The 18,567-nt window shown below is 43.6% G+C and carries 24 protein-coding genes; 17 read left to right on the plus strand and 7 right to left on the minus strand.

The genetic code is table 11. The features are described from left to right. The first annotated feature begins 5 nt into the window (after positions 1-5). Genes GYO_RS29220 through GYO_RS29280 form a run of 13 tightly spaced genes read left to right on the plus strand, consistent with a single transcriptional unit; the run spans position 6 to position 8,938 of the window. Entirely contained in the window at positions 6-983 is a 978-nt protein-coding gene (locus GYO_RS29220; RefSeq protein ID WP_014113485.1) for an XkdQ/YqbQ family protein, read from the plus strand. Beyond that, positions 983-1,249 (plus strand): DUF2577 family protein, encoded by a 267-nt coding sequence (locus GYO_RS29225; protein ID WP_014113486.1) that lies wholly within the window; start codon positions 983-985, stop codon positions 1,247-1,249. Before GYO_RS29220 ends, GYO_RS29225 begins: the two co-directional genes overlap by 1 nt. 56 nt (positions 1,250-1,305) lie before the next feature. Next, positions 1,306-1,731, plus strand: a complete 426-nt coding sequence (locus GYO_RS29230) for a DUF2634 domain-containing protein (protein WP_014113487.1) — start codon at positions 1,306-1,308, stop codon at positions 1,729-1,731. Continuing rightward, positions 1,724-2,770: a baseplate J/gp47 family protein gene (locus GYO_RS29235; protein WP_014113488.1), complete on the plus strand. Its 1,047-nt coding sequence runs from the start codon at positions 1,724-1,726 to the stop codon at positions 2,768-2,770. Before GYO_RS29230 ends, GYO_RS29235 begins: the two co-directional genes overlap by 8 nt. After that, positions 2,754-3,332 carry a YmfQ family protein gene (locus GYO_RS29240; RefSeq protein ID WP_014113489.1) on the plus strand — a complete coding sequence of 193 codons (579 nt, stop codon included), beginning with the start codon at positions 2,754-2,756 and terminating at the stop codon, positions 3,330-3,332. Before GYO_RS29235 ends, GYO_RS29240 begins: the two co-directional genes overlap by 17 nt. After that, on the plus strand, positions 3,329-3,601 hold the full coding sequence (locus GYO_RS29245) for a hypothetical protein (RefSeq protein ID WP_014113490.1): 273 nt from the start codon (positions 3,329-3,331) through the stop codon (positions 3,599-3,601). The genes GYO_RS29240 and GYO_RS29245 overlap by 4 nt, the downstream gene beginning before the upstream one ends. A 2-nt stretch (positions 3,602-3,603) precedes the next feature. Next, a complete protein-coding gene (locus tag GYO_RS44315) occupies positions 3,604-6,045 on the plus strand; it encodes a pyocin knob domain-containing protein (RefSeq protein ID WP_014113491.1) in 2,442 nt (813 codons plus the stop codon). A 17-nt stretch (positions 6,046-6,062) separates the two neighbouring features. Further along, positions 6,063-6,389 carry an XkdW family protein gene (locus tag GYO_RS29255; RefSeq protein ID WP_014113492.1) on the plus strand — a complete coding sequence of 109 codons (327 nt, stop codon included), beginning with the start codon at positions 6,063-6,065 and terminating at the stop codon, positions 6,387-6,389. Continuing rightward, entirely contained in the window at positions 6,386-6,550 is a 165-nt protein-coding gene (locus tag GYO_RS29260; RefSeq protein ID WP_014113493.1) for an XkdX family protein, read from the plus strand. Before GYO_RS29255 ends, GYO_RS29260 begins: the two co-directional genes overlap by 4 nt. Positions 6,551-6,594: 44 nt before the next feature. Next, positions 6,595-7,434 carry a phage-like element PBSX protein XepA gene (gene xepA / locus GYO_RS29265; RefSeq protein WP_014113494.1) on the plus strand — a complete coding sequence of 280 codons (840 nt, stop codon included), beginning with the start codon at positions 6,595-6,597 and terminating at the stop codon, positions 7,432-7,434. A gap of 52 nt (positions 7,435-7,486) precedes the next feature. Further along, positions 7,487-7,756: a hemolysin XhlA family protein gene (locus tag GYO_RS29270; protein ID WP_014113495.1), complete on the plus strand. Its 270-nt coding sequence runs from the start codon at positions 7,487-7,489 to the stop codon at positions 7,754-7,756. 12 nt (positions 7,757-7,768) lie between these two features. Next, positions 7,769-8,032: a phage holin gene (locus GYO_RS29275; protein ID WP_014113496.1), complete on the plus strand. Its 264-nt coding sequence runs from the start codon at positions 7,769-7,771 to the stop codon at positions 8,030-8,032. Between the two features lie 12 nt (positions 8,033-8,044). Then, complete coding sequence (locus tag GYO_RS29280; RefSeq protein ID WP_014113497.1) at positions 8,045-8,938, plus strand: N-acetylmuramoyl-L-alanine amidase; 894 nt, start codon at positions 8,045-8,047, stop codon at positions 8,936-8,938. Between the two features lie 37 nt (positions 8,939-8,975). Here the strand turns inward: GYO_RS29280 and spoIISC are convergent, their stop codons facing one another. The 6 genes from spoIISC to steT all read right to left on the minus strand — a co-directional run bounded on the left by spoIISC (position 8,976) and on the right by steT (position 13,449). Beyond that, positions 8,976-9,113, minus strand: coding sequence for a three component toxin-antitoxin-antitoxin system antitoxin SpoIISC (spoIISC, locus tag GYO_RS43690; RefSeq protein ID WP_136654612.1), 138 nt, complete (start codon positions 9,111-9,113; stop codon positions 8,976-8,978). Between the two features lie 85 nt (positions 9,114-9,198). Next, positions 9,199-9,369 (minus strand): three component toxin-antitoxin-antitoxin system antitoxin SpoIISB, encoded by a 171-nt coding sequence (gene spoIISB / locus GYO_RS29285; protein WP_003239095.1) that lies wholly within the window; start codon positions 9,367-9,369, stop codon positions 9,199-9,201. Further along, on the minus strand, positions 9,369-10,115 hold the full coding sequence (gene spoIISA, locus GYO_RS29290; RefSeq protein WP_014113499.1) for a toxin-antitoxin-antitoxin system toxin SpoIISA: 747 nt from the start codon (positions 10,113-10,115) through the stop codon (positions 9,369-9,371). The genes spoIISB and spoIISA overlap by 1 nt, the downstream gene beginning before the upstream one ends. A 109-nt stretch (positions 10,116-10,224) precedes the next feature. Next, complete coding sequence (locus tag GYO_RS29295) at positions 10,225-11,226, minus strand: inorganic phosphate transporter (RefSeq protein ID WP_014113500.1); 1,002 nt, start codon at positions 11,224-11,226, stop codon at positions 10,225-10,227. 12 nt (positions 11,227-11,238) lie between these two features. Next, on the minus strand, positions 11,239-11,856 hold the full coding sequence (locus tag GYO_RS29300; RefSeq protein ID WP_014113501.1) for a DUF47 domain-containing protein: 618 nt from the start codon (positions 11,854-11,856) through the stop codon (positions 11,239-11,241). Between the two features lie 276 nt (positions 11,857-12,132). Then, positions 12,133-13,449, minus strand: a complete 1,317-nt coding sequence (gene steT, locus GYO_RS29305; protein WP_014113502.1) for a serine/threonine exchanger — start codon at positions 13,447-13,449, stop codon at positions 12,133-12,135. A 384-nt stretch (positions 13,450-13,833) separates the two neighbouring features. Between steT and GYO_RS29310 the strand changes: the two genes are divergently transcribed. The 4 genes from GYO_RS29310 (at position 13,834) to GYO_RS29320 (ending at position 18,210) form a co-directional block, all read left to right on the plus strand. Next, a complete protein-coding gene (locus tag GYO_RS29310; protein WP_014113503.1) occupies positions 13,834-14,784 on the plus strand; it encodes a ring-cleaving dioxygenase in 951 nt (316 codons plus the stop codon). Between the two features lie 100 nt (positions 14,785-14,884). Further along, entirely contained in the window at positions 14,885-15,031 is a 147-nt protein-coding gene (locus GYO_RS43695) for a hypothetical protein (protein ID WP_120698821.1), read from the plus strand. Positions 15,032-15,037: 6 nt separating this feature from the next. Next, complete coding sequence (locus GYO_RS29315; RefSeq protein WP_014113505.1) at positions 15,038-17,227, plus strand: glycosyltransferase family 39 protein; 2,190 nt, start codon at positions 15,038-15,040, stop codon at positions 17,225-17,227. 11 nt (positions 17,228-17,238) lie between these two features. Continuing rightward, entirely contained in the window at positions 17,239-18,210 is a 972-nt protein-coding gene (locus tag GYO_RS29320; RefSeq protein WP_014113506.1) for a glycosyltransferase family 2 protein, read from the plus strand. 173 nt (positions 18,211-18,383) lie between these two features. Here GYO_RS29320 and GYO_RS43960 read toward each other — a convergent pair whose 3' ends face one another. Next, positions 18,384-18,560 carry a hypothetical protein gene (locus GYO_RS43960; protein ID WP_041520925.1) on the minus strand — a complete coding sequence of 59 codons (177 nt, stop codon included), beginning with the start codon at positions 18,558-18,560 and terminating at the stop codon, positions 18,384-18,386. Positions 18,561-18,567 lie beyond the last annotated feature (7 nt).

Genomic DNA, 18,567 nt, shown 5'->3' on the forward strand with positions numbered 1-18,567 from the left:
GTATGATGATTGAACTGTTCGTCATTAAAGACACAGAGTGGCTTGAGCTGGTTGCAGAAAGCGTATCGCTGGAAGGCCACCGTTATCAGGCGCCGCGCTCCATTGAAGCGACCATCGTCATCAAACAGGGCGATCAGACGTATTACAGCGTCACTGAAGGAGATACGGTCTTATTTAAGTGGAAGGGAAAAGAGCTTTTTCGGGGCATTGTTTTTGCAAGAACCCCGGACGAGCATACGCTTGCTTTCAGCGCATACGATATGCTTCAGTACCTGGTCAAAAATCAGGATGTTTACGTGTTTTCCAATCAGCGCGCTGATCAGATGATCAAAAGGATCGCCAATGATTTTCAAATACCGACGACCTCGATTGCGAACACAGGCCATACGATTAAAAGCCTTGTTATTAAAAATGATACGACCCTGTATGACATCATACTAAAAGCGTTGAAACAGACGAAAAGCCAGACGGGACGACATTATCAGCTGTATTCGGAAAAAGGAAAGCTCGGTCTGCGCGCTTGGCCAGATCCGTCAGAGGTATGGGTGCTAGAAACAGGCGTCAACATCACGGGCTACCAATTCAGCACTTCTATAAACGACACTGCCACACGGGTGGTGCTCCGCCGGCAGAAGGACAATAAGACGTATAAAGCCTCTGCCAAGGACAGTTCAGGCGTAAACAAATACGGTGTGCTTCAATATACGGAAACGGTCACTGATGACATCAACCAGGCACAGCTTCAGCAGCGGGCAGATGTGCGCCTTGCTGAAAAAAAGGGCGTGAAAAAAGAACTGAAAAATATTCAGGCAGTCGGCATCCCAGAAGTGCAAAGCGGTTTGCCTGTCTATATTTCCATACCGGAGGCCGGGATCAAGAAAACCTACTGGGTGGATACGGACCGGCACGAGTTTAAAGGAACGAAACATACGATGACCATTGATGTTGTCGAAAAGAATACGATGCCGGAAGGAGTTTCCTGATGAGATTGAGTGAGGCTATTAAACATTTGGCCGTTGGCGCAGTTGACGCTGAGTCTCCGGTGGAGCTGCTGCCGGCTGAGGTGGTTTCGGTTTCTCCAGTTGAAATCAAATTAAAAGAAAACAGCAAACTGATCATACCGGCTGACGCCATCATCATCCCAAAACGAATGCAGTCCGGAGGAGAAGATGCACTCGAGCCGGGGGATCGCGTCATGACCGCGGCTCTGACTGGCGGGCAATCGTTTTTTATTTTAGATAAAGTATAGACAAACCGCTTCGTATGAAGGGGTTTTTATTTAGCTTGTAAAAAGGAGTGGGCATCATGGCCCTGACACCAGAAGTGGAGTTTGAGGATATCGAAGATGACAGCGAAGTCATTGAAACCTCTAAAACATACAAAATAGATTTTGAAAACGGAAGAATTACAAATGAACTGATTACCGGACTTGAAGCGATCAGACAGTTCGTGTATATCGCCTTACAAACAGAACGATATGCGTACTCCGTATACAGTCATAATGTCGGAAATGAGCTTCAGGACGTGCTTGCAGATCATGAGACGACTGATGCCTACAAAAAAATGGAGATTCCGAGGCTGATAGAAGAGGCACTGGTTTATGACGACCGGATATCTGCTGTAACCGATTTTGAGATAGAAAAACAAGGCGATGCGTTTCATGTTTCCTTTTTGGTGGAGACAGATGAAGGGACGCTTGAGATTGAGGAGGTGATCGGCGAAGATGTTTGAAGATCAGACCTTTGAAGAGATTATGGAGCGTATGCTGAACAGCATCTCCGCAGATATTGACACAAGAGAAGGCAGCGTCATTTATAATGCCTTAGCTCCGGCGGCAGCCGAGCTTGCGAAGTCATATATATGGCTGGATACAGTGCTTGAGCTAGTCTTCTCTGATACCGCGCAAGGCGAATTTTTAGACCGGCGTGCAGCGGAAGCTGGGATTGAACGGACAGCCGCGACAAAGGCGGTCAGAGCGGGAGAGTTTACGTCTGGGATTACCATTCCTGTGGGCTCCCGCTTCTATGTGGATAATCTTTATTTTCAATATACGGCGGACGGGACGCTCATCTGTGAAACACCTGGTGAAGCAGGAAACGCCAATCTGACCGGACGCAATTTACTGTCGCTGGATACCATTCCCGGATTAGAAACAGCCATTGTCAAAGAAATCCTGATCCCGGGGCGAGAGGAAGAAGGAGATGACAGCTTAAGAGAACGGTATTTTACAAGGGTTAGGCGCGAGGCTGTCAGCGCTAACAAAATGCACTATAAAGAGTGGGCTGAAGAAGTGGACGGTGTTGGAAAAGCAAAGATCTTCCCGCTTTGGAACGGAGACGGCACGGTCAAAATTGTCGTCACGAATGCGAATCTTGAGCCGGCTTCCAGTATCTTAATTCAAAAAGTGAAAGATTATATCGACCCTGAACCAGGACAAGGGGAGGGGCAGGCGCCAATCGGAGCCGTTGTCACAGTAGAAAGCGCCGTTTGGAAGGAAGTTGAGATTTCTGCCGAAGTGCTGCCTGAGATCAATCACTCAATTGATGAAGTGAAGTCAGAAATTGAAGAGGGCGTTTTAAATCTCTTTAAAAAAATGGCGTTCGAAGACAACGTCATCCGCCTTTCTCAAATTAACAATATCGTCTATAATTCACCGTCAGTCAGTGATTATTCCAACATTAAAATCAACGGCACCTCCGAAAATTTGGTGCTGAGCGACGTGGAAATTCCTAAGCTTGGGCAGGTGAAGATCATTGAGCAAACAAGATGACATGACAGCGTATCTGCCTCCGTTTCTCACCAGCCTTAAAGAAATGGCTGAGCTGCTGAAAGCGGAAGCGCCTGAGTTTGATAAACAGAATAACAGCATATTTGATCTGACGGATCAGCTATTTGTACCGACAGCGACATGGGGGCTCAGCCGCTGGGAAAAGATTTTAAACGTGCCGCGGGAATCAGGTGACACCGATGAAATCAGACGATTGCGGCTCATTTCTAAAATGTCGAACATCCCGCCAATCACCTACAGGGCCATTGAGCAGGCCGTGAATCGTTTCTTAAAAAAACCGTCTGCACAGATCCGCCTGCTGCCCGGCGAATACCGATTTAACGTAGATATCAATGTTGATGACCTTCAGCACATGAATGAACTGATCGAAGTCATCGAAAACATGAAGCCCGCTCATTTGGCGTATACGCTCAGAGGCGGATTAAATGAGACGATTCAAATCAAAGATACAGTTATCCTGAATCACCGCAGATACCGAACAGCCAGTGAGCTGAAAGTCGGTTATTCTGTCACCCTTAACAACAATGAGGTGGTTTTAACTTGATTTCAACCATATACAGAGAACGTACAGCTGCTGATCTAAAAAGCAGAATTGCTCACGTGCTGCTTAACGGACAAAAAACAGAAATAGTAGAGCTCTCCATTGACGGAGCGACAGTCACCGTTCTGACAAAACGTGAGGAAGACATCAAGCATATCGAAACGGTACAAATTTTTGACGAACTGGGCAACATCATTACAGAAAGAAAAACAGACCTGGACGTCAGCGAAAACAGAACACTCGATTTCAGATTTACTTTTGAGGTGGTGTAAACATGGCATACGAAGAAAAAACAGACTGGCTTCCGGATGACCCAATCAACGAAGATGACGTCAACCGCTGGGAAAAAGGAATAAAAGACGCCCACACAGACCTGGCCGCCCACAAAAACGACATGAACAACCCCCATAACACAACAAAGGCACAAGTCGGGCTGGGGAATTTGGATAATGTTCAGCAGGCGGCGAAGAAGGATTTTGAACTGCATGTGCAAGATCAGGTGCGGCATATTACAGAGAAAGAGCGGGAGAAATGGAACGGCGGTCAGTTATCTAAGATTACGAAAGATGATGGTTCAGTCTTTATCAGTATTGATAATGGACAAGACTTTAACGAGGTAGCTGCTCAACAAAAGAGATCATTTACTTTTCACACAGCAAAAACAAGCGTGAATACACCCCCGCAACCTACTAATGGCATTTATTTGTACTCTTCTGAAAATGATGGGGAAGCAATCGCCATGACAAATGACGGAGGAATTTGGAGAAAAACATTAACCAGCGGTGAGTGGTCCGAATGGGTATCTTTCGAGACAGAAGCTGGATCTAAGAGTAAGGCTGAACAGGCTGAGAAAAATGCTAAAAATTATATAGACAATCATACTGATAATAGCAGTATTCATATCACCAATGATGAGCGTGTGAAATGGAACGGAGCTCAACTGACAAAGTTAACGAAAGATAACGGCAGAAGAACCTGGGTACCTGATGGGACTGATATTCTATCATTATCAACGGGATTTTATTATGGAGTAGGAAAGAATTTAGTAAACAATCCAGTTGATGATAATAATGCTTGGTATAACTACGACGTGATAGAGGGTGAAAGCGGCAGAAAAACAATTGTTGCTTACCAAAGCTTTGAAGTCACCATGTGGATTGGAATGGTGCATACTGACGGGGAATTCAGAGGATGGAAACGTCTGGTCACATCAGAAGAATTGAATAGTGAAAATATCAATAAAATTGCCGATGAGTCTCTTTATCAAGATGCATCATACTCAGGAAACAACTATCCTATTGGTATTACCACTGTCGGAATTCTTCAGGGGTCTACAGGATATCCCCATGAGTACGGTGAAGTGCTGAATATAAAATCTAGTAAATACCGTTTTGCTCAAATTTTCTTTTATGCCGGTAACACAGGCCAAAAGAAAGTATTTATTCGTCATTGGTACGATACTGTAGGCTGGACTGAGTTTATTACCATTCCTTCATCAGATGAGCTAGAATCTGTTTTAAATACAGCAAAGCTTTATACGGACAGTCATGCAAATAACATGGAAATCCATGTCACGCAGAACGATAAAACTAAATGGAATAACAGCCAGATTTTCAAATTGACTCAAGATGATGGAACGTTGGGAAAATTCTACAATGAAGATTTAAATAATATAACAAAAACAGGATTTTATTATATTTATTCTTCGACCACGGAATTAAATGCTCCAATTAATAGAAATGGGTATTTGCTTGTCTATAATGTTGAAACTTATCCTTATCAAGAGTTTACTTCTTATTCGGGATATTCAGATTCAATTCCAGACAATAGAAGAAAATTTATCAGAAATAAAAAGCAAGATTCAGAAGAGTGGACTCCATGGATGGAGATCGAATATTCACAAGGAGCACAAGCAAAAGCAGATAAAGCCTTAGCTGATGCAAAAAACTATGTTGACACAAATTATACAAATCAAAAATTAACCAAACTTACAGGGTCTAATGCAATTCAAGATGCAAGAACTGGAGGGGATGAGTATCCTCAGGGATTAACTTTAATAGATATAGGTCAAGGAAATAATACCGGTTACCCACTTCGTTATGGCTTCGTGAAAAATGAGAAATACAGTGATTTTAGATTTGCTCAATATTTTTATGGGACTGGAAATGAATCTGGCAGTTATATTGATAGTACCGGTACATGGATACGTCACTGGTGGAGTGGTTCAGGCTGGACAGCTTGGCATAAAATTTCTGGATTCGCTCATGCGTATATCCGAACTACAGGTATTCAGTATCTTGATAAAGCAGCCCATACAAAAATTCAGTTCAATCGCAAAATTAAAGATAGTCACAATGCTTTTGACACAAAAAATAGTAGATTCGTTGCTCCTAATGATGGAATGTTTTTAGTAGGAGTTGGGCTGTATATGATAAATACACCGGCTTACATCAATTTTCATTTGAAACTCTATCTAAATGGATCATTGTATAAACCAATTGACCATAAGAGAGGGGACTTTGTTGATAAGGAAAATGAAATGAACCTTGACTTAAATGGTAATGTAACCGTTCCTATGAACAAAGGTGACTATATAGAGATCTATTGCTATTGCAACTATCATGGTACTGATAGAAGAGGTGTATCCGATTATAACGAAGTATACAATTATATAGACATTCAAGAACTTGGAGGGCTTAACTATCCTACAGTATAAGTATAGGAGGAAAAACGATGATCGCAGAAGCAATCATGTATAAATACCCTAATACAGATCCAACAAAAGATTTTATCGTTCAAAATGACGGGGAAGGGTCTTATATAGCTGAATGGAACCTGCGCGCCCCAATCCCAACCCAAAAAGAACTCGAATCCTGGTGGGAAGAGCTGCAAAAAAACCCACCGTATGAGCCGCCTGATCAGGTGGAGCTTCTCGCTCAGGAATTGTCACAAGAAAAGCTGGCTCGTAAGCAGCTAGAAGAGCTGAACAAAACGTTAGGGAGCGAACTGGCAGATATAAAGCTTGCATTACTTTCCTTGAAAGGAGGCCATGCTGAATGAATTATTGGGTGCTTGCCCTCTATTATGAGTGGGCGACAACGGATATGGTGAAACAGGCCATCGCGTATCAAGACTGTTCAATTGAGGATTTGGCAGAGGGTGTGAACAAAAAGCTAATTACATCTGACCAGTATAAAGAAATTACCGGTAAAGCCATGTAAGGCTTTTTTATTTTGCCTGTTTTTAGATCAAAAGGAGGATGAAGATGGTGAAGTATCAATATGAATTTCCTCTCGATAAGACTGGAAAAGCCGGAGCTGTAAAGCCCTATAGAGGAGAAAAAAATGATTTTGTGACACCTGTTTTGAACTTGTCAGGTGTTGCGGAGATTTTAACAAACGCTGCCTTAAAGGCGACTGAGGCATACAGTCAGCTCGGGCAAGACAGGCTGGGCGCAGTTCTGGTTTCGAAAGTGAAGGGATGGGCGTATGCAGATCGTGAAGGTACGCTCTTTATAGAAGAAAGCGACAATAACAATGCTTGGACAACGACAGCAGCAGTTAATGTCGCAGCGGGTGTCCTGACAGCGACAGACTGGGTGTACCTTTCTAAACGCTATTACCGCTTCCGTTATGTGAATGGGAATCTTCAGCAATCTGAGTTTGTTTTATACCAATCAGTCGGTGCGGGAGAAATGGACGTGCGTGTAAATGAAAAAGCCCCTTTGCAGATAGACTTTTCGGAGCTTCAGACAGACGATGGCCGGCTGAAAGTGGAGGCTGGCAAGACGTTTGACTTTGTCTTTCATGAAAATGCCGAGTCCGCGGGTGAGGGTGCCGCTTTACCCGTGGATGGCACCGCACATTTACTCGTTGAAGTATACGGCACAGCGGAAACGAGTGAGGTGAAATTTTGGGGGAAATCAATGTCAGGACAGAAACTTCCGATCAGAGGCGTGAAATCTGATGATGCGTCCTCTGCCTCGAGTACGTTAGGGAAAGCTGAGGCGTGGGCCTTTAATATTAAAGGGTTTAAGGAGATCATCATGGAGATTGCCAGTATCACCGGCGGGACTCTTTCGATAAAAGGAACCGTGGTTTCATAACCATTTCGGCCCTCGGAAGGGAGGTGATCCGCATGTAAAGGAGGAGTGAGTGATGCAGCAAGAGATAGATGTAAATGTGGTTCAGCAGGATTTAGCAGACATGAAAGGTGAGCACAAAGCGCTGGAGCAGAGGGTTTCCGTATTAGAACGAGTGTCTGACCGGCAAGATCAGCAAATCATGACGCTGAACGAAAAATTAAACAAAATTGATGAAAATACAACGTGGATTAAACGCACCATCACAGGTGCCATCATTACAGCAGTATGCACAGGGATCATTGGCGGAGCCATCGCCATTATGTACAACCTGCTGCAGCATTAAAGGGGGATTTTTATGAAAACGTTTGACAAAGGCACGGTCATTAGGACGGTGCTTCTTTTGGTTGCATTAATCAACCAGACCATGCTGATGCTTGGCAAATCACCATTGGACATTGAAGAGGAGCAGGTCAATCAGCTTGCTGACGCTCTTTATTCTGCCGGATCTGTCATTTTCACAATTGGAACGACACTTGCCGCTTGGTTTAAAAACAATTATGTAACAGAAAAAGGGAAAAAACAGCGTGACTTGTTAAAGGAAAACAATCTGACCAAATAAGGAGAGATCTAAATGGTAAACATTATTCAAGACTTTATTCCAGTTGGTGCAAATAACCGTCCAGGCTACGCAATGACGCCGCTTTACATTACAGTGCACAATACAGCGAACACTGCAGCCGGAGCGGATGCTGAGGCGCATGCCCGCTATTTGAAAAATCCTGATACGGCGACAAGCTGGCATTTTACAGTTGATGATACAGAAATTTATCAGCATCTGCCTTTAAATGAAAACGGCTGGCATGCAGGAGACGGAAACGGCAGCGGCAACCGGGCTTCTATTGGGATTGAAATTTGTGAAAATACCGATGGGGATTTTGTACAAGCAACAGCTAATGCCCAGTGGCTCATCAAAACATTAATGTCTGAACACAATATCAGTCTCGCCAATGTCGTCCCTCATAAGTATTGGTCTGGGAAGGAATGTCCGCGCAGACTATTGGATACGTGGGATACATTTAAAGCAGGGATTGGGGGAGGCGGCAGCCAAACTTACGTTGTGAAACAAGGTGACACGCTTACATCCATAGCGAGAACGTTCGGTGTTACTGTTGCTCAGCTGCAAGAGTGGAACAATATCGAAGACCCGAATTTCATCAAGGTCGGTCAAGTGTTAATTGTAAGTGCGCCATCGTACGCTGAAGAACCAGAACTCTATCCGCTACCTGACGGCATTATCAAACTAACAACGCCTTACACCTCAGGAGAACACGTCTTTCAGGTGCAAAGAGCATTGGCGGCCCTTTATTTTTATCCTGATAAAGGAGCTGTTAACAACGGAATTGACGGCATTTACGGACCGAAAACAGCTGATGCAGTTGCGCGTTTTCAGTCTGTTAACGGTCTAACCGCCGACGGTATTTACGGACCGGCGACTAAAGCGAAGATCGCTGCACAATTAAGCTGATCACAGCGCACGGAAAATCCCGGAGTTTCTCCGGGATTTATTTTTTCTTCTTTAACTTTTTTAAAATTCCTGCACTCCGCTCTCTCACCCGAAGCGAATACCCGGAAAGGCCAAACTTTCCGTAATCAACAAACTTCACACGCCTCACCAATTTTTTCACTGTATCACCTGACAATATCCTCTGTTTGTTTTATTATATGTAACCCTTATAAGAAAAGGAATAAGGACAAGAGCTGTTTTCTCTTGTCCTTTTAGTGTGATCATGCTTTTTTTCGTTTATACTCGTCAATCAGCCGTTCGTTTTCTTTGAAGATTCTTGCAGTATGCGGACTGACTTGATAGCTCGCGACACTGGTAGTTGAACGTTTTTTCAGGATTTTAAACGGCTTCGCCGCTCGGGGCTCGCATCCGTTTTGAAATGCGCGTTCCATTATCCTTCACCTTCCTCCTCAATTGGCAGCACTAAATCATATATGCTTGTTAATGATGTGAAAAGCAAATAATCAAATTCCGTGACAATGCTGTCAGACGTCAGCTTGATGACGTAACTCTGTGTCTCGATGGTAAAAGGGGTGAGAACCACTTTTCCGTATTGGTCGTAATAAACATCCTTTCGATCAAGCCGAGTTTGCACGTCAGCCGGATCGTCCATATGCTCGGTTAACCGGTCTTTATCAGCCTGTGTCGAATAGTGACAAAGGGAGGCCGTTAAGTTCATTTTATCGGCATAGGTTTTCAGCAGTTTATCAATACCTTCAGCATATGCTTCTATACTTCCATAATAAACGTGGATCGGTTCGTTTTTCAATAGGTATTGGTATGTTTTCAGCCGATTGAGATACATGTGGAGCATTTCGTTGTTTTCTTCGAGGATTTCTCTTGTGTCTGTTTCGAGTTCGCTGCCGGCCAGTTTTTTGACGTATGCGCTTAAGAAGATGAAAGCGTCAATTAAAGCAAAACTGACGGCGACAATGAGATACCGTTCCCAGTGAGTAAACAGGGAAGAGGAATCATATGTCCAGTATACCATAGCGCCCAGAACAAACAGCAAATACCATGTTTTCCGGATGGCGGACATTTTTTCTTTGACCTTCGATTCGAAACGCCACGTGGCATACACGTATAAGCCCAATCCGCCCATGATGCACCAGACCATGATCTGAAAGAATAAAAGCATACATCAATCCCTCACATCTGAAATAGGTTCTGCTTATTGTATTCGAGAGATACGGCTGGTTTTCCTGTTCCATCAAAAAAACCGCTCCTTTGACAGAAGCGGTGTAACATTAAAAAATCATATTTAAAATAAAGTAGGCAATGGCACCAAGTGTCGCTGAAATCGGAAGTGTGATGATCCATGTAATGAGCATCCGCTTGGCCGTACCCCAGTTTACGCCTTTTACCCGGTGTGACGCGCCGACGCCAAGGATTGATGAAGAAATGACGTGGGTTGTACTGACCGGCAAATGAATAAATGTGGCGCCGAAAATAATAGCTGCACCGGTTAAGTCAGCAGAAACACCGTTTACCGGACGAATTTTCATGATCTTTCCGCCAACGGTTTTGATGATTTTCCAGCCACCGATTGATGTTCCGAGACCCATGGCTGTCGCGCAGGCGAATTGCACCCAAGTTGGAATATCGTTAGACGAAGTATGTAAATTCGCTGTGATGAGAGCCATTGTGATAATTCCCATTGCTTTTTGAGCATCGTTTGTTCCGTGTGTATACGATTGCAGGGCAGCTGTTACAATCTGCACTCTGCGGAATTGCTTGTTCGTTTTCGCCAAATTGCTGTCCTTGAAAATCAGCTTGACGATGCTGTAAAGAATAAAGCCAAGGACAAAGGCAATAATCGGTGAAAAGATAAGTGCTTCAATGATTTTAATGAATCCCTTATAATTTAACGCAGCAAATCCGGCTGACGCAATGGCGGCACCGGCAATAGCTCCGATGATGGCATGGGATGAGCTGCTTGGGATGCCGTAGTACCATGTGATCAGGTTCCAGGCAATCGCAGCGATTAATGCAGCCAAAATTACGACAGAGCCATTTTCTAATGTATAAGGGTCTACAATGTCTTTCGTAATGGTTTTGGCAACACCTGTAAATGTCATTGCTCCGATAAAGTTCATCACAGCCGCCATTATAATGGCATGGCGCGGTTTCAGCGCTTTTGTCGATACTGAAGTCGCAATTGCGTTCGCCGTATCATGAAACCCATTGATGAAATCAAACGCCAGAGCACAAATGACTATTAGTATCGTTAATATTAATAGAATATCCATTTTAACCCCTCGTTACGCGTTTTTCATAATGATGGTTTCAAGATTATTGGCAACACTTTGGCAAGAATCGGCTATTTCTTCAAGCGTTTCGTAAATTTCACGATATTGAATGACTTTGATCGGATCTGTTTCATTTCCGAAAAGATTCTTTAATGATTTTCTGTGCAGGTTGTCACAGCTGTGCTCATACTCTTTAATTTTGATCGCGTGAGGCTGAATATCTTTTAAGCGGTTTTCTGCCAGCAGCTCAATTGTAATTAAAATTTCTTTGGCACATTCTCTGATGTATCCGCTGAATTTATCGATATGCTCGTCTGATGAAGTAATCGAGAAAATCTCCATCATGGCAGAGAAGTGTTCGATTCCGTCGAGCACATCATCCAGGCTGTTTGTCAGCTGAAGGATATCTTCGCGTTCAATAGGAGTGATGAACGCTTTGTTAAGCTCTTTAATCATGACATGAACATGATTGTCACCTTTTGTTTCAAATTCTTTTAACGTATCTGCGAATTCTTTAAGCGTCGTTTGGTTTGTGACCTTAAAGTTCACAAAATATTCGGCAGTTTCGTCTATATTTTTTGCGATTTCTGTTAAAAGGAGTGAGAACTTATCTTTTTTTCTTCTTATCATTAAAAACCCTCCATAGTTTGAATGAGACAATGCACACATCAAATTATTATATAGCCTTTTGTCGAAAAAAAACAGGTTAAGTCGAAAAAAACACGGCTTGACTTTTTCAGCAAATCATGTCCACTTATTTTGGCCTACTTCGGTTTAAAAAAACGACCCAAGTTTGCACAATCTTTCAGCTTAACGTAAAAAGTATATCAAAAGTTGTATTTTTCCTGTCAACTTTTATCTTCTGTTTCACCAAAAAACGGTTCCCTAAACAAGGGAACCGTTTTATCAGCTTGCTTTTCGTTTTTTCATCCAGTAGTAAACAGGCAGTCCGGCAAGGCCGATGAGGATGGATAAACCGCAGCTCAGTGTATCTGTAATGAGTGTGCTTCCTAACACAAAGAATGAACCTGCGATGGCCAAAATCGGCATGAATGGGTATAGCGGAACACTGTAAGCGCGCTTTTCTCCCTTTGTTCGCTTGCGGAGGATAAATACCGCAAAAAAGGCCATCACATAAAAAATGTAGATCATGAAAATAGAGATTTCCGAAAGCTTATCAGGGTTGCTGATCAGCATCAAAATCAAAGCCACGATAATTTGGAAGGAAATCGCAATCCATGGTGTGCGGAACGTCGGGTGTACTTGTGACAATTTTTCAGCAAATGGCAGCTGTTTACGTTCTGCCATCGCAAATGATACACGCGGGAAAGAAAGGACCTTTCCGTTTAAGCAGCCGAAGATGCTGACAATAATCCCGACACTGATCAGCTTTCCGCCAATTGACCCGAACAGCATGGTGGCAGCAGTGCTTGTCGCATTTTCACCAAGTGTGACAATTTCGTTCGCAGACAGGATGTGAAGCAATGCAAAATTAATGAAAATATAGATGGCTGTTACGATTAATAATCCGCCCGTCATTGCGCGTGGCAGCAGCTTTTCGGGATTTTTCATTTCTCCGCCGAGAGCGGCCAGGAGAATCCATCCGTCGTAAGCAAACAATGTAGCCAAAATCGCTGCTCCGAAATTCATATCGGCAATGCTTTCGTTTACTGCTGTGAAGATGTGCTGATCGCCTTTCCAAAGGCCAAAGATGATGATGCATGCAATCGGAATCAGCTTTCCGACCGTTGTCAGTGTTTGGACAAAGCCGCCGTATTTTGTACCGATAATATTAATGACACATAAAAAGAGAACTGCTATAATTCCGATTACTTTTGATAGTCCAGATCCCCAGCCGAAAAGATTGGCCATTAAAGATCCAAAATATAAACCCAGCGCACCGATAATCGCCGGACCGTAAATGATAATCTGCACCCAGCCGCACAAAAATCCCCAAAACTCGCCGTATACTTCCTCAAGGTACGTATAAAGCCCGCCGGTTTTTGGAATCTGCGTTCCGATTTCCGCGATTGTCAAACCGCCTGCCAATGTTAAAATACCGCCTAACAGCCAGGCGAACAGCGCTGTCTTTGAATCACCTGAATAAGCGAGCACAGCGCCAGGCTTCATAAAAACACCTGAACCGATAATGGTTCCGATGACAAGAGTAAGGGCAAACAAGAGGCCTATCTCTTTTTTCAAACCGTTGTCTTCAGTATGCATGTCATTAACCTCCTATGATGTTGAAGCTTCATGAGAAGAATCTTTTTTCATATTGTAAACCCTATTTTAGAAAAGTGAAATAAAATAAATTTTCTGATTTTCGATATTTGCTTTGTTTGTGGTTAGTAAACCTGTGAAAACGTCTGATTTAATAAGTGATAAGCGAATGAATATATGGTTTTTTAGTTAGAAAGTTCGTGTTTTTCGGGCGGGATTTAACCGAAACTGAGGATGCGATGAGAACCCAGCAAAATAACGAACCTTCGCTGAAGCTGATATGTTGACTTTCCCATGCGAATAAAATACCTTGTAATTAGAACAATAAATATACAACTATGATACGATATCTCGAAATCGAGATAAAATGACCTGGAGGGACAGTATATGAAAGTTAATGGCATTCACCACGTGTCGGCATTAACGGCCGACGCACAAAAAAACTTAGATTTCTATAAGAAAGTATTAGGATTAAAACTTGTCAAAAAATCCGTCAATCAGGATGAACCGACAATGTACCATCTGTTCTACGGAGATGAAGTGGCAAATCCGGGAACTGAGCTGACGTTTTTCGAGATCCCCCGCATTGCGCCGTTTCATGCGGGAACAAACAGTATTTCTTCTATTGGTTTGCGCGTTCCAAGCACAGAAGCCCTGCATTACTGGAAAGAACGTTTTGAAGAGCATCAGGTGGCGCATAGCGGCATCACCCAAAGAGCGGGACGTGACATATTGGCATTCCAAGATCATGAAGGACAGCGCCTTGTGCTGACTGCTGATGAGAAAGGAAAAGGATATGGCCTGCCTGTTAAACAAGGCGACATTCCAGAAGAATTTTCGTTTCGCGGGTTAGGGCCGGTTGAACTGACTGTGCCATATGCTGAACCAACCTTACACGTATTGACGAATATTCTTGGATTTACAGAAAACAATCGTGAAACAGTCGAAGGACAAGGAACCGCCGTTATTTTGGAATCTGGAGAAGGCGGTGCTGCAACGGAAATCCATTTAATAGAAAGAAACGATCTTCCCCGCGAGCGCCAAGGCAAAGGAAGTGTTCACCATGTTGCATTTCGGGTAAGAGATGAAGAAGAACTTGCCGGGTGGCACCAGATCATCAGCCGGGAAGGCTTTAGCAATTCCGGCATCGTTGAACGCTACTACTTCAAGGCGCTGTATTTCAGAGAGCCGAACGGCATTTTGTTCGAGTTATCAACTGACGGTCCGGGCTTTATGGTTGATGAAAACCTTGATGAGCTCGGCCAAACGATCGCACTTCCGCCGTATCTTGAGCATCGAAGAGCTGAAATTGAAGCAAAACTAAAACCGATTCAATAAATTGTAATTGATTTGCCTTCCGGCGCTGCCGGAAGGCTTTTTTTAATATCGTCATACATTTTGACATGAACAGGATGGCTTATTTGGGAGGAAATATCAGATGCCGATTGGGAGAAATGGCTTAAACCCCGTTGTATATATGGGCGATTGGCATGAAATGGTCTCGGCAAAAATATTGTCTTTGTTTATTAATAGTTTATTCATATTTGCTTGTTACACTATTTCAAAGTTAGACAAAAAGGAGTGAAAAAAAGTGGAAAAGAAAAAACGCGAGCTGGATATTGTCCTCATCCTCATTTTGCTCGCATCTGCATTCTTAAATATCTATAACATTTGGACGGACGACACGGTGAATCCTTATTACACCGCGGCAGTTACAAGTATGATGCAAAGCTTTCATAATTTCTTTTATGCTTCGTTCGATGCTGCCGGCTTTATAACAGTTGATAAACCGCCTATTACATACCAAATCCAAACGATCAGTGCATTGATATTTGGTATGCATGGGTGGAGCGTCATTCTGCCTCAGGCATTAGCGGGTGTAGGTTCAGTCCTCCTTATGTACTTGCTGATTAAGCCGACATTCGGAAAAACAGCGGCGCGCATTGCCTCATTTGTTATGGCATGTACACCGATTGCTGTAGCTGTAGCACGTACAAACAATGTTGATGCATTACTAGTATTTTTCTTATTGCTGGCCACATGGCTTCTCTTTAAAGCGATCAGAAAAGGAAAGCTGATCTGGCTGTTAGCAGCATTTTTCGTTGTTGGAGTAGGCTTCAATACAAAAATGCTTCAAGCTTATATGATTTTGCCGGCCTTCTTATTGTTCTATCTGATTGCGGCAAACGCCACAATCAAGAAAAAAATCATTTCCTTGGTAAGTGCTTTAGCTGTATTAACAGCCGTTTCCTTATCATGGCCGCTCATTGTTGACAATATCCCTGCAAGCAAGCGGCCTTATATCGGAAGCAGCCAGACCAACTCCGTTTTGGAATTGGCTTTCGGATATAACGGGATTCAGCGGCTGACAGGCCAAAATTCCGGCGGCGGCCAGGGCGGACCAAACGGAGACGCTTCAAAAGAAATGTCTTCTTCTGATAACAGTTCAACACAAAATCAAGCACCGCTTAATCAGTCATCAAGCAGCAGCTCATTAAGTGATGACAAATCATCAAATGGCAATATAACGGCACCTCCATCCAATGGTGAAATGCCAAGCGGCGGTCAAGGAGGCCCTCCAAGCGGCGGAGATGGCGGCCAAGGCGGTCCTGGTGGAGACGGAGGGAAAGGCGGTGCAGGAACCAGCTCGAAAATGCAATCAGGTTCAGGAATGTTCGGAACGGGAACACCTGGTCCGCTGCGGCTTTTCCAACAAGAATTATCTGATCAAATCAGCTGGCTTCTGCCATTTGCGATCTTTGGAATCGCAGGCTTACTGATCGCTGGGGCAAGAGAAAGAAGAAGATTATCTGCAGAGCAGAAGGAAACGGTGTTCTGGGTTGCATGGCTTGTTCCGATTGCCGGATTCTTCAGTGTTGCAGAATTTTTCCATCATTATTATCTCATTATGCTGGCACCGCCGATAGCGGCTCTTGTCGGTGCGGGATGGGTTGCCCTTGTTCACCTGCACCGCAATCAGACAGGCTGGAAATCATGGCTACTGCCGGCAGCGATTATTGCGACAACTGGATTTGAATTGTTTATTCTCAGAAACTACAACGATCAAATTGGTGCAGGCTGGAGCATTGGCGTAGGAATTATCGGCGTGATGTCAGCGATTGCTCTGCTGCTGTTCAAACAGCGCCAAAAACCGATCAGTTATTATGTATCACTTGCAGCTCTTCTCGCATTGCTGGTGATGCCGATTTATTGGGCAAGCACACCGCTTCTGTACGGGGGCAACAGCTCACAGCCTGAAACAGGTCCTCAGCTTGCATCCACCATGAGCGGAAAAGGCATGGGAATGTCTGATGCAACTGTAAATGAAAAACTGATCAAATATTTAGAGGAGAATAACTCCGGAGCTGAATACCTGTTCGCCACAACCGACTCGAACACAGCGGCGCCATATATTATTAAAACGAAAAAAGCTGTCATGGCTATTGGCGGATTCAGCGGTTCTGACCCGGCTATCACGCTGACTCAATTCAAAAAGCTTGTAAAAGAAGGAAAAGTGAAATACTTCTTAGCTTCTGGAAGAGGAAGAGGCGGAAACAATGACATTGTTGAATGGGTTGAGAAAAATGGGAAAGAAGTGTCTTCAGATAAGTGGCAATCAAGTTCTGATCAACAATCATCATCTGATCAGAAAACAGAAAATACTGATTCAGCTGATACTTCAAACAACAGCAAGTCTTCAGGCGAAAACAGCCAAATGGGTGGCGGACCTGGCGGAATGAATCAGTCAGCTACATTATACGAACTACATGCTGATGAATAGGAGGAAAAAGCATGAGCAGACATATTCAATATTCAGTTGTTGTACCTGTGTATAACGAAGAGCTTGTCATTCATGAAACCTATCAGCGCTTAAAAGAGGTCATGGATCAAACGAAGGAAAACTACGAGCTGCTTTTTGTCAACGATGGAAGCAAAGATCGCAGTATTGAGATTTTAAGAGAACACAGCCTGATCGATCCGAGAGTGAAAATCATTGATTTTTCAAGGAACTTTGGGCACCAGATCGCCATTACAGCGGGTATGGATTATGCACTGGGGAATGCAATCGTCGTCATTGACGCCGATTTGCAGGACCCTCCTGAACTGATTTTAGATATGATTGACAAGTGGAAGGAAGGCTATGAGGTCGTATACGCCGTACGGACAAAACGAAAAGGGGAAACCTTTTTCAAAAAACAAACTGCGGCTATGTTTTACCGGCTTCTAAGCAGCATGACGGATATTGATATCCCGATTGATACAGGGGATTTCCGCCTCATGGACAGAAAAGTCTGTGATGAAATGAAGAGATTAAAAGAAAAAAATCCTTTTGTCAGAGGGCTCGTCAGCTGGGTGGGCTTCAAACAGACAGCGGTCGAGTATGTACGTGATGAAAGGCTTGCTGGAGAAACAAAGTACCCGCTGAAGAAAATGCTGAAGCTTTCAATGGATGGCATCACGACATTTTCGCACAAACCGCTGAAGCTGGCGAGCTATGCGGGGATGTTAATGTCAGGTGCTGGATTTCTGTATATGTTTATCGTGCTGTATCTGAAGCTATTCACAGACAGCACGATTACCGGCTGGTCATCACTTATTGTGATCCAGCTCCTGTTCAGCGGCATCGTTCTTCTAATTCTGGGCATGATCGGCGAATATATCGGCAGAATCTACGATGAAGCTAAAGACAGGCCGCTTTACATCGTTCAGAAATCATATGGAATTGAAAATAAAAGACTCTATAGAGACCAGCATATGTCGTAACCTGAAACCCCTGTCCGTGACGGACAGGGGCTTTTTATGTTCTGCGCGATGATCAAAGCAACAGATGCTGATCGTTTGATAGGACTAAGGGATTGTGAACTTGCACTGCGGTTCAGTCATGCTGAAATAAAAACAGCAAAGCTTAAAGATTTCGTCTTCGGCTTTGCTGCATGTCAGCTGTTATATTGAGGGGCTTTTAAGAAACGCATGATCACTGCCGTACCAGTGACGTTTAATAGAATACTGGTACCCAGTACAACTCCCCACGTCAACGTCGATTCAGAGAGAAGAAAGCTTAGCAAGAGAAAAGCCAATCCTGCGCAGATCATACTCAATCCCACGGTTTTCATGTTCATA

It is taken from the genome of Bacillus spizizenii TU-B-10, assembly GCF_000227465.1.
Taxonomy (GTDB): Bacteria; Bacillota; Bacilli; order Bacillales; family Bacillaceae; genus Bacillus; species Bacillus spizizenii.